Genomic DNA, 15117 nt, shown 5'->3' with positions numbered 1-15117 from the left:
ACATAGAGCTGCCGCCGTGCGACCTCGCCCCGCCTCCTGCTGTTCAGCTCAACCGAAATTGAGCAATCTGCTGTTGCAGTTGCCCGCTCAGCGTTGCCATGCCGGCACTTGAATGCGCCGTGTCGTCACTGGCGCGGGACGTTTGCTCGGCGATGTCACGCACGCTCAAAATGCTGCGGTTGATCTCTTCGGCCACAGAGGTTTGTTCCTCCGCAGCCGTTGCGATTTGCAGGTTCATTTGCTGAATGCTGGAGACCGCTGAGGTAATGCGCTTCAAGGCGGCCCCGGCGTCATTACCCAAGGCCAATGTGCTCGTGGTCAAGTCCCGGCTGCTGCTGGTCAAGGTGGTGACGTTGTCCACGCCCCCTTTCAATTTTCTGATCAGGGTTTCAATTTCGGTGGTGGACTGCTGGGTGCGCTTGGCCAGGCCACGCACTTCGTCGGCCACCACCGCAAAGCCCCGCCCTGCCTCACCGGCACGGGCTGCTTCAATGGCGGCGTTGAGGGCCAGCAGGTTGGTCTGCTCGGCCACGGCCTTGATCACATCCAGTACGCTACCAATGTGATCACTTTCCTGCTGCAGCTGTTGTACCGCTTCAGAGGCCAAAGTCATCTGCCCCACCAGCCGGTCCATTTCGCTCACAGCCTGGTTAACCTTGCGGTCACCTTCCTGAGCTTCCCTATCAGCATCTTCTGCCGCTGAGGAGGCCTGGGCCGCATTGGCGGCGACTTCCTGTACGGTGGCGGCCATCTGATTCATGGCCGTGGCCACCTGGTCGGTTTCAGTACGTTGCTGCGAGATACCTGCCTTGCCTACGTCGGTGATCTGCAACAGCTGCCGAGACACATCATTGATCTGCTCCGCACCTGCGCCGATGTGGCCGATCAGGCCGCGCAGGCTCTTCACCATGGCCTGGGTGCTGCGCTGCAGCTGGCCGAGCTCATCGGCGCGGTCGGTGGCCACGTCTTCACTGAGGTCACCTTTGGCAATCCGGTTGGCCGCCCTCACCACGGCGTTAAGCGGCGAGACGATCTGCCGGGTGATCAACCACGCCGCCAACACCGCAATCACCAGCGCGACGCCCAGGCCGATAAACAGCTGCGCCTTGGCGCTGCCTTCGTCCTGATCACGGATGGCCTTCTGGCTTTCCTGAATGCGATGGCTGGCCTCGCGCATGGCGGCACCCTGTTGGGACATGTCACGGGCTGCGGTTTGGCTGGCAACAATGCCTTGAGTAAAGGCTGTAAAGGCGGCGCGGTATTGCCCAAGGAAGTTGTCGGCCGCGATCAGCGCGTCGCGTTGGTCCACAGGCGTATCAGCGATCAGCTGTTTGAGGTCAGTGGCCACCTTGTCCAGCGCTTCATTCGCGGCAGCAAGCGACTTGTCGCTTTGCTCGAAAATATAGCCGCGTACCAGGTAACGGATATGAAGCAGTTGCTGATAGGTTTTGCTTAACCGCTGTACCTGTTCAACCTGCTGGGTGCCAGGCGTGCCCAAGGCCACCTTGAACAGTGCGTCTTGAAGGGTATCGAACGCCTTGAACGCATTATTGCCGTTAGTCACCAAGGTGGCGCGAGCACTGTCCCGGCTGGCTTGGGCTGCAACCAGTTGGTTAAGGGCTTTTTCGTAGCGCTGGGTGGCGGCCTGCATCTGCGTCAACTCGGGGCGCTGGCGCTCGGGCAAAGCGCCAAGTGCATCAGCGATCTTCCCGTTCAGTTCCACAATGTAATGTTCAAGCCATTGCGCATCGGCTTTTTCGCCTTGGGCAATGAAACGCTCGCGGACCATTCCAGCCTCAAGCAAGGAGCGCTCGATCTGGCTTACGCTCTGGAGATCGTCAGCACTGGCAATCATCCGATCGGTACTCTTGAGCCCGATGGCAGTCGTGATCACTGTCAGCACCAACACAATCCCAAACCCCACTGCCAGTTTCCTACTGACAGACAGGTTGGCAAACATGCTCTGTATCGCATTCATTATTTTTATCCCTGAACCGGAAAGAGTCGCCCCGCATAAGGCACCACTTCAGCCATCGTGTGCGCAGTGGGCAGCCACGTTAACGGCCTGGCGAGAAAAAAGATGAGGGGGTATGGATCCTATGCAGATAGACGGTTTGAAACCGCTGACACGGCCTTAAGGCAACTTCACAGCCAATTCCGGGCCCTATAAAGGTGCACGCGCGTCTGCAACGCGCCACGCTCCACGTTTTCAACCTACGCCTAAGGGATACACAATGGCCTCGACTTACAACACCACGACCGACACCCACACCGTCCGCACCAGCCCGGGCAGTGTCGTGGTCGACGTGAATGCGCTCACGGATACCGCCCGGAGCATGACGCTGCTACCGGATGGCAAAATGCTGCTGGCCGGCTTCAGCCAGCATAACTACGTGGGTTATTCGGGCGCCCCTGGGGATGAATCCTATGGCACTCGCTCGGACCGTACCGTGGTGCGCCTGAATGCCGATGGCAGCCTGGACACCACCTTCGGCAACAGTGGCATTGCAGTACTACCCGCCAACCTGGACCGCGAAGACGCCACCTTCATCATGGCTGCGCAGGCCGATGGCAAGGTGTTATTTGCCGACCACACCTCCGCAGGCTACACGGTGCAGCGTTTCAACCTGGACGGCAGCCTGGACAGCAGCTTTGGCACCAACGGCGCCTTGGTGTTAAAGCTGGATTACTACCCAGAGGGCACGGCCCTGGACGTCAACCCGGACGGCACCTTCTATATCAGCACGCGAGGCGAACACGAGACGGAGCTGTTCAAAAGCAGTGAAGACGGCCAGCTGGTAGACAGTTTTGGCGATCAGGGCCGCCAGGCACTGAACCCTACCGGGGACTATGAAAACGGCAACATCACCACGGCTGTGCAAGCCGATGGCAGTGTGGTGATCGGCAGCTGGCTGTACGTAGGCGGCTATGACGTGCCGGGCAGCACTATTTCTGTACCTGGCGACCCCGTGTACAGCCTCCAGCGCCTTAACCCAGATGGTACGGTGGACACTCGCTTCGCAGGCAATGGTACGCTGCAGTTCAACCCCGCCCTGGGCCTGAACTACTACTCCGACGTTGCCGTTCAAGCCGATGGCAAGATCATTGTGGCAGGTGAAGGCACCAATCACGCAGGGACCATCCTGCGGCTCAATACCGATGGTTCGTTCGATACCACCTTCGGTGACAACGGCATCACCACGTTCGCCCCGATCCCCGAGGCGACGGGTTACGCCCATTCGAATGGTGCCAGTGCGGTTAGCGTGCAGCCTGATGGCAAAATCGTAGTCACCGGCACCAGTTCCTTGAACGTGAACGGAGCCTTCAGCGCCGTTCGCCTGAACGCCGACGGCTCACTGGACACTACCTTTGGCAGCCAGGACGGCACTGCCCACCTGGACGGTTCAAATGGGCAAAATACGTTGCTGGGCCTGAACACCGCTGAAGTCATCCACGGCCTGGCCGGCGATGACCTACTGCAAGGCAATGGCGGCCGCGACGTGCTAGCTGGCGGTGCAGGCGCGGACATCTTCCGCTACGCCCAGGTCAGCGACAGCTTCCGCACTGCAACCCAAAACAGCAGCGACCGTATTGTGGACTTTGACCCCTCCCAGGACCGCATCGACCTGACCAAGCTAGGCTTCACTGGCATTGGCGATGGCCACAACGGCACCCTGGCGGTGGTGGAAAACACCGAAGGCACCCGTACCTACCTCAAAAGCTACGACGCCAACGGCGACGAGCAGCGCTTCGAACTGGCGCTTGACGGCGACCTGGCGGCCCGCTTGACCAGCACCCAGCTGGTGTTCACCACTCCTACCGTAGACGGCACCGACAAGGGTGACGTGATCACGGGCAGCGCTTTCTCGGAGGTCATCCGTGGCCTGGGTGGCAACGACACCATCAACGGCGGATTGGGCTCGGATGTGATCATCGGTGGCGCAGGTGCAGACCGGTTGAATGGCGGTGACGACTTGTCTGTGCAGCTGTTCAACGGCAAGCACGAGAACGATGACACCTTCCTCTACACCGCGGCGAGCGACAGCTACCGAACCGACACCAAGAGCATGGTGGACCTGATCATCGACTTCGCCGACTACAGCGACAAGATCGACGTGTCCGCCTTGGGCTACACCGGCTTTGGCGATGGCACCGATCACACACTCAAGGTGGTGTACAACCAGGCCCTGGACCGTACCTACCTCAAGGACATGGACGCCGACGCCCAAGGCCATCGGTTCGAAATCGCCATGACCGGTGACTGGTCGCAGGAACTGGACAACAGCAACATGGTGTTCGCCCCCGCTCATGAAGAGGTGAAACTGGTGGGCGTGGCTGCCGACACTTCCCACGACGGCACCGTGGGCTAGGCCCGGTTAAAACCTGGGGGGGTAGCGCAACGCTGCCCCCCCTTCCCAGCCGTTAATCCTCTTCCTTAGTACCATTCAACGACAGACGGCTACTGGTTTTTAGAAACTGTGATCCAACCGGGCCAACTTGAACTACTGTTGTATCCGCCCCCATACAAAAGCCAGGATGCGCGGTTGGGCGGGGGCACATGCACCCTGGGATCAGCTCGCATCTACAGGAGTTCCTATGACCACTGTCTACTTCAATGTTCGTGATTATGGCGCCGTCGGTGATGGCGTCACCGATGATACCGCCGCCATTCAGGCCGCCATCAATGCCGCCGGCAGCGCTATTGGATCGGCTGACGAACTCATCAATGCCCAGGTTTACCTGCCTGAAGGAACCTACATCGTCAGCCCCAAGCCGGCCCGGAATGTCTGCGTGTGGCTTGGGAGCGATATCATCCTTAAGGGTGATGGGGCCGGCGCGACCAGCCTCAAGCTGGCTGATGGCTCGGAACGGGCCATTTCGGGTATCGTGCAAACCGGTGGTGAAACACTGCGTGCCGGTTTGCAGGACCTCACCATTGACGGCAACAGCACACACACTAGCGGCCGTGTGGATGGCTTTACCACGGGCGGCGAAACCTACCGGGACAACCCGGACACAAACATTACCCTTAGCGGCGTAACCCTGGCTAATTGCAGCGGGAACGGGCTCAACGTACAAGAGAATACGTATGGCCTGAACGTGACCGATTGTGTGGCCAGAGGAAACGGCCTGGATGGGTTCCATGCTAACTTGGTGGGCGTGTTCAACCCGTACGTAGACGCTGGCGGCTTCCATGACAACCTCAGCGAGAACAACGGCCGCAACGGTTTTACCGTGGTGTTGGACAACTACCAGACCAACCTGGCCGATAACGACGCCGTGAACAATGGTGACCGCGGTATTCTCGTCCAAGGCGCAGAGGGCGAAGAAACTGACGATGAGGTACAGATCACCGGTGGCGAGGTGTATGGCAACGCAAACGAAGGCGTAGCGCTCAAACTGGTCGACTCCAGCAGCGTGAGCAACGTTACGGTGCACGATAATGGCGGCGCTGGCATAGGCCTGATCGGTAGTTCAGGTACCAATATCGCCGGCAGCACCCTCTACAACAACGCCGTAACCCATGGCAACGCGGAAGTGACCATACAAGCCTCTGAAGACACGGATGTTACCGCTACAGATTTCACATACGGCAACAAGGTGCACGACAACACCATCACGGGTGGCAATGCTAGCTATGCCGTAACCGAGCGCAACGAAAAGGATGTGGGCCTCACCACCGTATTCGACAACGACTTCAGCGGCCTGGGCGATCCCGCCACAGTGTTTTATAGCTCTAGCAGCAGTGCCTTCAATAACCATTACAGTTTGATGGCCACAGGCACGGCCGGCAATGACAGGCTCACCGCAACGGATGGGGCAGACACCCTGCTCTATGGCAATGCGGGCACCGATCGCCTGGTCGGCGGCGCCGGTGCTGACCTTCTTGATGGCGGTGCAGGCATTGACCGCCTGACCGGTGGTGCCGGGGCCGACACCTTTCGGTTCGTTCATACCGGCGACAGCGTACGCGGCGCCAGCGACCTGATCACGGACTTCACGCCCGGCGAGGACCGGCTCGACTTGGCCAGCCTCGGCCTTTCCGGCCTGGGCGATGGCCATGACGGCACCTTGCGCGCTATCTACAACGCCAGCCTGGACCGTACCTACCTGCAAAGCCTCGATGCCGACAGCGATGGGCAGTACTTCCAACTGGCACTGGCGGGCAATTACCTAGGCCGCCTAAATGCCAGTGACTTTGAAACCTTTGTGCAAGGCACTCGTGGCAGTGACACCCTGGTTGGCACCGATGCCAGCGAAACACTGGCTGGCCTGGCCGGCGCCGATACCCTCAATGGCGGCAGCGGCAACGACTACCTGATTGGCGGTGCCGGTGCTGACACCCTGGACGGCGGCAGCGGCAACGACACGCTGCTGGGCGGCAACGGTAACGACCGGCTCAATGGCGGTTCCGGCGACGACAGGCTTGTGGGCGGCGCGGGGGCAGACAGGCTCAGTGGCGGGTCAGGCGCAGACACATTCTACTTTGGCAGCAGCAGTGACAGCGTGAAGGGCGCCAGCGACCTGATCACCGACTTCTCGGCTGAGCGAGACCTGATCGATGTGGCGGCGTTAGGCTATACCGGCCTGGGTAATGGCACAGGCACCACCCTCAAGGTGGTGTACAACCAGGCCCTGGACCGGACCTACCTCAAGGACGTAGACGCCGATGCCCGAGGCCACCGCTTCGAAATTGCACTCACTGGTAACTGGTCCGACAAGCTGGACGACAGCAACATCGTGTTTGCGCCTGCCCAGAGTGAAGTGGCGCTGGTGGGGGTTGCCGCGGACACCCTACACCATGGGGTGGTGGGCTAGCCTTTAAAACGAACTAGGGCCATGGCCTAGGCAAAGGGACCTGGCCGGGCGCCTGACTTACAGCAGGTTCCCGGCCTCCCCCTTCGGCTTCGACCGGTCCTCATCAAGCCGTACACAACACGTTGTGTACGGTAAGCCCCCTCCTGAAATGCGCCCTGTCGGCCAAATGAAAAGCGCCCGCCTAACAAATGTTAGGTAGGCACTTGACTGCGCGCCGATCAACACCTAAGGTTTATCTACCTAACGATTGTTAGGCAAGATTTTTTCCTCTCTCCAGGACAGCCCCATGACCTCCAACTTACAGCTGTTTACCTCGCCTTCTGCTTTTCCCAACCCTCAGCGGCTCCGCCTGTTCATGCATGAAAAAGGTATTGCCGATCAGTTTGATGAAACGGTCTATGACATGACGCCCGGGGGCGAGCAGCGCGGCTGGCGTCACTTGAACATGAACCCATGGGGTGAAACCCCTACGCTGCAGTTGGCGGACGGCAGCTTCATTTCTGAAACGCCGGCTATTGCTCGTTTTCTCGACCAGTCCTACCCAGGCCGCAAGATCATGGGCGAGAGTGCTCTGGAGCAGGGCCTGGACACCATGTGGGATAACCGTATTTGGGTGCATATCCTCTATCGGATTGTCACGGCGTTTCATGTGCTGCATACGGGGCTTGGCTTTAAGCTGGAGCTGACGAAGAACGAGGCGTGGGGTGAGCATTGCCGTAAGGAGGCCTTGATGCATGCAGCCTTGGTCAACCGTCATTTGGCAGACGGCCGGGAATGGCTGCTGGGCGGTACTGAGCCTACGTTTGCAGATATCACACTGGCCACCGCGATTGCCTTTTCCAAGTTCCCAGTGAATGCCACGCCATTGGACGAGCGTTTCGAGCATTTGGATGCTTACTGGCAGCGCTGGAAGAAGCGCCCAAGCTTCCAGGCAGCGTATGCGGACCGTAGCAGCGGCCTGCCAGAGCTGGATGAGCCAGGGGCCTGATTTCTTCAGGCCGTTATCAACACTAAGGCCGCCAAAGGTAGGGGGCCTTTGCACGTGTTGGGCGGGGGCAAATCGAGCGAAGCCGGGTGTGTTTGAGGCGCGCTGGTCAAGTAAGTGCGTAGCGCTTACCCGCTGCGCCTTCAACTGAAATAGGCGGTACTGGCGCCTTCTGTTTTAAGATAGCCCTGGATTTTCCAAAACCGCGTCTGACGCATCAAAGGCATGACAATGAGCACCAACGCCCGCGAGGCCATACTCCTGGCTGCCCGAAACATCGCCCAGTCACAGGGTTACAATGGCTTGAATTTTCGCGACCTGGCGCAGGCAGTTGGCATCAAGCCTGCCAGCATCTACTACCATTTCCCTAGCAAGGCTGATTTGGGCACCGCTGTTGCAAAGCGCTATTGGCAGGACGGTGCTGCAGCCTTGCAGGCCCTCTCTGAGCAAACGCCAGGGCCCCTTGAAGCCCTGCACCGCTTCCCCGAAATCTTCCGGCGCTCGCTTGAAGCGGATAACCGGCTTTGCCTCGGCAGTTTCGTAGGGGCTGAAACCGATAACCTCCCCCCGGCGATGGTTGAAGAGATTCAAACCTTTGCCCAGGTCAATATCGCTTGGCTGAGCCAATTGCTAGTGGCCGCACACTGCTGCGACGCGGCTGATAGCGACGAACGCGCCCGCGCCATCTTTTCCGCAGTGGCCGGTGCTCAGCTCATCGCCAGGAGCCGTTCAGACATTGCGTTGTTCGACAGCCTGATTCAGGCCTACCGCTTGTATGGGCCGCTACCGCGCCAGTAGTTGTTAATTTGTGCAAAGGCAATAGCCCAGGGCTGGCTGGGTATGCAGTTGCAGCCGGCCACCTCCAAGCTTGGAAGCCGTAGGATGGGCCTATTCAAGGCCAAGCTTCCATGTTTAGACAGGCAACCCGGCTCATGTGAATTAATATGAAAATCCTGGCAGGTAGCGATCGAGTCACTACCTTCGTTTGGAGACATTATCCACGCACAGCATAAGTCGGGTATACCTCCGGCATGCTTAAGCCGGTTCAGCGCTGACTCATTGCCATCAGGTTTATGTCACCACTGCTATAGCCCTCTGCGTGCAACCTGGGACCATTAGTTAGAGCAAACTGCTGTTGCGAAGGCGTAAGGGTAGCGAAAAAATTAATATTCTCACCGGTATAGCCAGACCTTGTATGAAGCGCTGCACCATGTGCTAACGCAGATTGCTGGTAGGCAGGAAGCAATCTAGATAAGCCATTAATGTCGTAGCCGTTATACCCAGCGTGTGTATGAAGCCAAGGGCCCTGCGTTAGCGCAAAATTTCTCGCGGCAGGGCTGCTTTTAGCCAAATCGTTAATAGATTCGCCGTCGTAACCCGTCGTTGCCCGAAGGGTTGGGCCATGCGTTAAAGCGAAATGCTGCACAGCAGGGCGAGACTCAGCTAAATCATTAATGGTGAAACCATCATAGCCAGCTGTTGCACGAAGTGTCGGCCCGTTCGTCAGGGCGAAGTGCTGTTGAGCAGTGTTAAGTTTTAGCAAGTCTTTCTTAGAGGTGCGGCCATAACCTGAGTCACTAAGGGTTTGCGCATGTTGGGCAAAAAAACGCTGTTCTTGCGACAGGTGCTCATCTGCAATGTCCTTCATCTGTTTATTGACTTGTCGCAAGCTAAGGTTAACGCCCTTTTCGTTATTTCCAGTATTCGCCGTGATCTGTAACAGCAGTTCGTTTGGAAGGCCCAGCAAAGCAGACGGGCGCGGGGCATTGCGTGCCGCAACCGCGTGTGGGCTGGGCAACGTCATGGATAACTGTTCGCCATTTTCCTTGCGCAGGCCTACCCTTAAAATGTCGTCCCCCATGAGTTCATTTGGTTTTATCATGATCACCACAACTTCTTTATTACGTTGCATCCCAAATTGAAGAACACCGCTGGCTGTTTGGGTGAAATCTTCAGTTGGCCACTTTCCAAGGCGTACTTTGCAACCTGGGCCAACGCTTTCTCGTTTTCAGTCCCCTGACGTTCCTTGGCATTCAATTCATTCACTGAATGATTGCTCAGCATTTGTGCTGTAAGCGAACTGTCATGCCCAGACGGGTGGGCCTCTATTGCTGCGGGCGCCCCTTGCGCGGGGTTTGCTGAAGTGGCCTGTGTGTTATGGGCGATACCGCGCCGGATGGGTTCCATTATGTTTCCACTGCTGGTTCTAATCGTAGGCTCATGAGTGGCATGCAATACCTAACAGTTACATGGGGAAAGCCGAAGCATTCTCTTATGGACGATAAAGCCACCGGGGGCGACCACTGCGATTAGGGCGGCCGACTGGGAAAACGCGCAATACTGGTGCCCCGCGTTCGATTTCTTAAAACAGGCTTGTGAGAAGCAGAGCGTAATCAGAACGTTAGCTCGTACCCGACGGTTCCCCAATAGGTCGGGGCCTCGCCTTCGGTGGTGGCGTTCAACATGAGGCTTGCGACACCTGCACCCACTTTCACCTCGGCGCCAGTTCCTGCACGCAACCAGTGTGCAGCGTAATCCGTGCCTGGAAGGTCAAACGCCCCTCCTCCAGCACCCAGTAGCTTACCTTTTACAGCGGGGCCACGGGGCTCGTAACGCTTGGCCGTCTCTACCCTGCCCAGCAACGTGAGCCTCTGGTTAACCGAATGTACAGCGTCCAGCCCTGCGCGGGAGGTATTGGTACGGCTGTTATTGCCTTCCCAGGCTACAGGAAACCCTCCACCTGACTCGGTGTAGTGATCGAGCGCCGTATGCAAATACGTATGGCTTACGTAAGGCGTGAAACGCGTAGCGCCCACCTCAAAGGCGTCAAGCCAGTCCACACGAACCCGGCTGCCCCAGCTTGTGGTGTTAGCATCGCCAGACGAAGCCCTTTGAACACCGGCGTTACGGTAACCGCGGTCAATGTCGCTGGTACCGTGGTTATACAAACCGCTTAACGTCACGTACAGCGAGGTGTCCGGCAGGCGCGCAATCATCTCTGGCAGTGCATACACCCCACGGACCTTGATGTCGCTGCCATTGCTACCTTTCTGCTGGCTACCGGTCAAGCCAAAGGCCATATTGAATTGAAGGCCATCGGTAACACCCACGCCATATCCAATTTCGCCGACGCCCGCATCACCCTCGTAGGCGTTATGCGAATGACGGCCTATATCCCCTGACACCCAGGCACGCTGCTTCCCAGCTTCCAGGCGGTGCCGCATGGGGTCTCCGTGCAGGCCGTTCAGGGTCAGGTCGGCATCTTTTGCGGCCATGGTCGAAGCCTGCACACGCACCTGTGCAATACCCGCCATGAAGTCACTCATATCAATCAGCCCGCCGCCGGTGGTAGGCGCAGTAGTTGGCAATGGGTCGGCAGGGCTCGCCACCCCACCTGTAGACGGGGCGAGTTCAGGCGTTTGTACACTGGGCACAGGCGTCGAAACAGGCGCAGGTTCCAAGGCAGGCTGGGGCACGCTTACCGGTTCTGATACGGGCGTTGTAACAGCGGGAGTGGTAGGCGTTGTGGCTATTGGCGCAGGTGATGGCGTTATCGAGGTTGGGGTTGGGGTGGTCGGTGCAGCGGTAATGGGTGTAGGGGTAGTAGGGAGAGGTGTAACCGGTGTGCTGGTTACCGGATCAGTGGAGGCCGGGGTAACCACACGGGCCAGATAATTATGCCCGTTACTGAGCTGCCCAATCACAACATTGCCGTCGTCACTGACCCCAGTAGCCTTGACGGCCCTGGCATTATCCATGTTCACCGCAAAGCCATTGTCACTGAGCCAAGCCTCTAATGTGCGCATCCCTTTAGCCGTGTTCCAATAAAACGCTTGGTGTTCGTTAGCCGCATTCAAGCCATCGCCTACCACGATCGCTCCGCTGGGGCTCATATCACGGGCATACACCGCCGTGCCGCCCAAGGTGCCCAGGTCAGTAAGCGTTCCATCCTCCCAGCGAAATGCACGGGTATTAAGGTTATCGGCCAATATGGAACGGCCCACTACCACGCGGCCGTCAGCGCTGACGAACTGCGCCACCGAGTAATGCCCTCCCAGAGTGCCAAGGTCGGTCATGGTTCCGCCGGACCAGCGGAAGGCGTGCCCAAAGCCGTTATCGGCCAGCAATGAGGTGCCCACTACCACCGTGCCGTCAGCGTTCACGCCCACGCTTTGTGAGTAATCACCGCCCAGCGTACCCAGGTCCAGCAAGGTATTGTTCTTCCAGAGGAAGGCGTGCTGATTGCCTGAGGCGATAGTGGAATCCCCTGCTACGGCCTGGCCGTCGGCACTTACTGCCCGCGCATAGGCATTCTGGCCACCCAACGTACCGAGTGCTTGCAGGTGACCGTTCTGCCATCGGAACGCGAGGGTTTGGCTATCCGAGGCGACAGTGGAGTAGCCCACCACCACCGCACCATCGGCGCTGACCCCTTGCGCGTAAGAGGTGGTACCGCCCAGGGTACCTAAATCCTCGATAGCGCCGTGTTCCCAACGGAAGGCGCGGGTCGCACCGCCCACGCTCTGCTGAAAACTACCTACCACTACCTTGCCATCGTCACTCAGGCCATGGGCCTGGGCCGTAGCGACATCTGTTAGCGTATCGAAGGTACCGGCTCGCCATGTGGCGACGTGAGCAATCCCCTGCTCGTCAATCCGGCTGCCTGCGGCCGTGGCACCGTCTGCGCTAAGATAAGCCGGTATGAAATCAGAACCGGTCGAGGCGGAGAAGTCCACTACATCGGCCGCCCGAGCTGGGTGGGCATAACCACTGACTATCGCCACACACATGACAATTTCCAGCGATACCCATGCGCCAGTGGTCGTACGTGTAGTGAGCCGTCGGGCATACGGAGGCATAGCGGTGCTCCACGCTGGATAAGAGTGAGGTAAAGCGTTCAGCAACTTATCGGCGAGGTAAAAGCAAGCTTTAGGCAACCTTAATAACGGCCCGCTCTAGCGCAATGGTTGTACATGAGCCCAGCCCATGAAACGCCCTGGCAATGGGCAGACTTGCCACCCGGTGAGCCGATCACAGGCAAGGCTGGCGCAGTAGGCCCCTTTACCGTTCAAAACGAGAAAGGGTCTTCCAACGTTGCCCAGCCATGCGGGCCAAGCGCCATTTCTGCGTCTGTGAGCAGGCAGGCGTCGAGCATTCGAGTGAGTTCACCCTCGTCCATGCCCATGCCAATGAGCACCAGCTCCTGGCGCGCATCACCTACGTCGTCGTGCCATAGGCTTCGAATGGCCGCTAGCTCTTGTGGGTCTTCCGGCCACTGTTCGGTGGGTACAGCCACCCACCAATGGCCTGCGGCTTCGTGCCGGCAGATGGCCCCTGCCTGGGACCAGCCACACGCGAGCGCCGGTCGGCTAGCCAGCCAGAAGTAGCCCTTGGAGCGCACCACACCTGGCCATTCCCCCGTGATGGCGGCATAAAAGCGGGCCGGATGAAAAGGCCGACGCGCGCGGTAGACAAAGCTGCTAATGCCATAGGCTTCGGTTTCCGGCACATGCGTACCGCGCAGTTCCTGCAGCCAGCCGGGGGCGCTGGCCGCTTCATCGAAATCGAACAAGCCAGTGTCCAGCACCGTGGTCAGCGGGACCTGGCCGAACTCGGCCGCCTCGATACGTGCACGAGGGTTAAGCCCTTTGAGGATGCCGTAGAGCTGGTCACGCTGCGGGGCACTGACCAGGTCGAGCTTGTTCAGGACGATCACGTCGCAGAATTCCACCTGCTCGATCAGCAGGTCCACCACGGTGCGCGTGTCGTCTTCACCCATGGATTGGCCACGTTCGGCGATGCTGTCCTCGCTGCTGTAGTCGCGCAGGAAGTTGTACGCGTCCACCACCGTAACCAGAGTATCCAGGCGCGCTACGTCTGACAGGGACGTGCCCTGCTCATCGGTGAAAGTAAAGGTTTCAGCAACGGGCAGCGGTTCGGAAATGCCCGTGGATTCGATCACCAACTGGTCGAACCTGCCGGCCTTGGCCAGGCGGCCCACTTCTTCCAGCAGGTCTTCACGCAAGGTGCAGCAAATGCAGCCATTGCTCATTTCCACCAGCTTCTCATCGGTTCGCGACAGGCCGGCACCTCCGTTTCGAACCAGGGCCGCGTCGATGTTTACCTCCGACATGTCATTGACGATGACAGCGACTCGCCGCCCCTCGCGGTTATTGAGGATGTGATTGAGCAGCGTGGTTTTCCCAGCGCCTAGGAAGCCGGATAAAACCGTCACGGGCAGGCGCTTGAACGGGGCCAGGGGAAGGGATGGCGACAGGGTCATAAATGCAGACTCACGGCTAAGATTCAGCGCTGCATTAAAACGTTATACTATAACAATTACAATAGGCATACTTACTGGGTTCTAGGGGACCACTGATTCAGCCCTTTAGGCTGTGGTACGTTGTGGCACTCGCCGCTCAGGCCCCCTGCAAGCACAAGGGCGTGCAGGGGGCTGACCCAAGCAGTTGACATTAACAGGAGGTTGACCAGTGATACGTAGCGTGTGGCCAGCGGCGTTATCGCTTTTGTTCATGTTGCCTGGCAGTGCCCCGGCGCAGGTTCAACTGGATGCCTACAGCAACGCGCTTATCACCCAGGCGGTGGCTGACCAGAAGGCGCGCATGGCTGACCCAGAACGCAGAGCAGAGCGTATTACCTCGCCGTTCCTGGGTACGCCTTACGAAGCGAATCGACTCCAGGGTTCGTACACCACACCCGAGCAACTGGTCATTGACCTGGAGCGGCTGGACTGCTTCACCTTCCTGGACTATGTAGAGGCGCTACGGAAAACAAGCCATGCGTCAGCCTTTCAGCAGAACCTGATACTCACTCGTTATGCTCAAGGCATCGTCAGCTACCCCAACCGCCGGCATTTCTTCACCGACTGGGCCATGACGCTGCCACGCAACGCGGTAGACATCACGCCCGAGCTGAGCCTGGATAGCCGTACCGTCACTAAAACGCTGAATGCAGGGAAACAGGGTGTGCCGCTCATTCCCGGTTTAGCCGTGGTGGCGCGTGACGTGCATTTCATCCCGGCGAGCCGCGTGGGGCCGGCGCTCATCAGCAAGCTGCGCCCCGGTGACTACGTCGGCATCTACAGCCCTGCCCCAGGCCTGGATGTCACGCATGTAGGTGTGTTTTTGAACACGGAACAGGGCCCGGTGTTGCGCAATGCGTCGTCGCGACCCAGCCAGCACAAGGTGATCGATTCACCCTTTCTTGAGTACGTGAGCAAAACGCCTGGGATTGTAGTGCTCAGGCCCATCGCGCCCTGATGGTGCCTGCCGCGCCAGTGTTCCAGGCGAAGC

Annotated in this window: 10 protein-coding genes and 1 pseudogene; 5 read left to right on the top strand and 6 right to left on the bottom strand. The window is 58.7% G+C overall.

Going from position 1 to position 15117, the window contains the following annotated elements:
• Positions 1 to 43: 43 nt before the first annotated feature.
• The gene (locus HBH25_RS23710) at positions 44 to 910 is read right to left on the bottom strand and encodes a methyl-accepting chemotaxis protein (RefSeq protein ID WP_425503037.1); all 867 of its coding nucleotides are present in this window, start codon (positions 908 to 910) and stop codon (positions 44 to 46) included.
• Positions 905 to 1855, bottom strand: a pseudogene (locus tag HBH25_RS23705) (methyl-accepting chemotaxis protein); the annotation flags it as partial. The gene HBH25_RS23710 and the pseudogene HBH25_RS23705, both read right to left, overlap by 6 nt.
• 379 nt (positions 1856 to 2234) lie before the next feature.
• Between HBH25_RS23705 and HBH25_RS09865 the strand changes: the two are divergent.
• The 4 genes from HBH25_RS09865 (at position 2235) to HBH25_RS09850 (ending at position 8602) form a co-directional block, all read left to right on the top strand.
• Positions 2235 to 4370, top strand: coding sequence for a M10 family metallopeptidase C-terminal domain-containing protein (locus tag HBH25_RS09865; protein WP_168083737.1), 2136 nt, complete (start codon positions 2235 to 2237; stop codon positions 4368 to 4370).
• Positions 4371 to 4596: 226 nt separating this feature from the next.
• Positions 4597 to 6819, top strand: coding sequence for a M10 family metallopeptidase C-terminal domain-containing protein (locus HBH25_RS09860; RefSeq protein WP_267874375.1), 2223 nt, complete (start codon positions 4597 to 4599; stop codon positions 6817 to 6819).
• A gap of 286 nt (positions 6820 to 7105) precedes the next feature.
• On the top strand, positions 7106 to 7807 hold the full coding sequence (locus HBH25_RS09855; protein ID WP_168083735.1) for a glutathione S-transferase family protein: 702 nt from the start codon (positions 7106 to 7108) through the stop codon (positions 7805 to 7807).
• A gap of 228 nt (positions 7808 to 8035) precedes the next feature.
• Entirely contained in the window at positions 8036 to 8602 is a 567-nt protein-coding gene (locus tag HBH25_RS09850) for a TetR/AcrR family transcriptional regulator (RefSeq protein ID WP_168083734.1), read from the top strand.
• A gap of 247 nt (positions 8603 to 8849) precedes the next feature.
• Here HBH25_RS09850 and HBH25_RS09845 read toward each other — a convergent pair whose 3' ends face one another.
• From HBH25_RS09845 to zigA, 4 genes are all read right to left on the bottom strand, one after another.
• Positions 8850 to 9692, bottom strand: coding sequence for a hypothetical protein (locus tag HBH25_RS09845; RefSeq protein WP_195755883.1), 843 nt, complete (start codon positions 9690 to 9692; stop codon positions 8850 to 8852).
• Complete coding sequence (locus HBH25_RS09840; RefSeq protein ID WP_168083732.1) at positions 9689 to 9991, bottom strand: hypothetical protein; 303 nt, start codon at positions 9989 to 9991, stop codon at positions 9689 to 9691. The genes HBH25_RS09845 and HBH25_RS09840 overlap by 4 nt, the downstream gene beginning before the upstream one ends.
• 206 nt (positions 9992 to 10197) lie before the next feature.
• Complete coding sequence (locus HBH25_RS09835) at positions 10198 to 12663, bottom strand: autotransporter domain-containing protein (RefSeq protein WP_168083731.1); 2466 nt, start codon at positions 12661 to 12663, stop codon at positions 10198 to 10200.
• A gap of 209 nt (positions 12664 to 12872) precedes the next feature.
• Positions 12873 to 14087, bottom strand: a complete 1215-nt coding sequence (zigA, locus tag HBH25_RS09830; RefSeq protein WP_168083730.1) for a zinc metallochaperone GTPase ZigA — start codon at positions 14085 to 14087, stop codon at positions 12873 to 12875.
• A 208-nt stretch (positions 14088 to 14295) separates the two neighbouring features.
• On the opposite strand from zigA, the gene HBH25_RS09825 reads away from it, so the two are divergent.
• Positions 14296 to 15084 carry an N-acetylmuramoyl-L-alanine amidase-like domain-containing protein gene (locus tag HBH25_RS09825; protein WP_218585486.1) on the top strand — a complete coding sequence of 263 codons (789 nt, stop codon included), beginning with the start codon at positions 14296 to 14298 and terminating at the stop codon, positions 15082 to 15084.
• Positions 15085 to 15117: the final 33 nt, after the last annotated feature.

The sequence above is a fragment of the Pseudomonas quercus genome (assembly GCF_012033695.1).
In the GTDB taxonomy this organism is placed as follows: Bacteria; Pseudomonadota; Gammaproteobacteria; order Pseudomonadales; family Pseudomonadaceae; genus Aquipseudomonas; species Aquipseudomonas quercus.
Note: the sequence above shows the minus strand (reverse complement) of the source record. Positions and strands in the feature narration are given on the sequence as shown.

Coding starts and splice junctions, on each gene's coding strand:
- HBH25_RS23710 (WP_425503037.1), bottom strand. CDS start 910: ATGGTGAAGAGCCTGCGCGGCCTGATCGGCCACATCGGCGCAGGTGCG.
- HBH25_RS09865 (WP_168083737.1), top strand. CDS start 2,235: ATGGCCTCGACTTACAACACCACGACCGACACCCACACCGTCCGCACC.
- HBH25_RS09860 (WP_267874375.1), top strand. CDS start 4,597: ATGACCACTGTCTACTTCAATGTTCGTGATTATGGCGCCGTCGGTGAT.
- HBH25_RS09855 (WP_168083735.1), top strand. CDS start 7,106: ATGACCTCCAACTTACAGCTGTTTACCTCGCCTTCTGCTTTTCCCAAC.
- HBH25_RS09850 (WP_168083734.1), top strand. CDS start 8,036: ATGAGCACCAACGCCCGCGAGGCCATACTCCTGGCTGCCCGAAACATC.
- HBH25_RS09840 (WP_168083732.1), bottom strand. CDS start 9,991: ATGGAACCCATCCGGCGCGGTATCGCCCATAACACACAGGCCACTTCA.
- HBH25_RS09835 (WP_168083731.1), bottom strand. CDS start 12,663: ATGCCTCCGTATGCCCGACGGCTCACTACACGTACGACCACTGGCGCA.
- zigA (WP_168083730.1), bottom strand. CDS start 14,087: ATGACCCTGTCGCCATCCCTTCCCCTGGCCCCGTTCAAGCGCCTGCCC.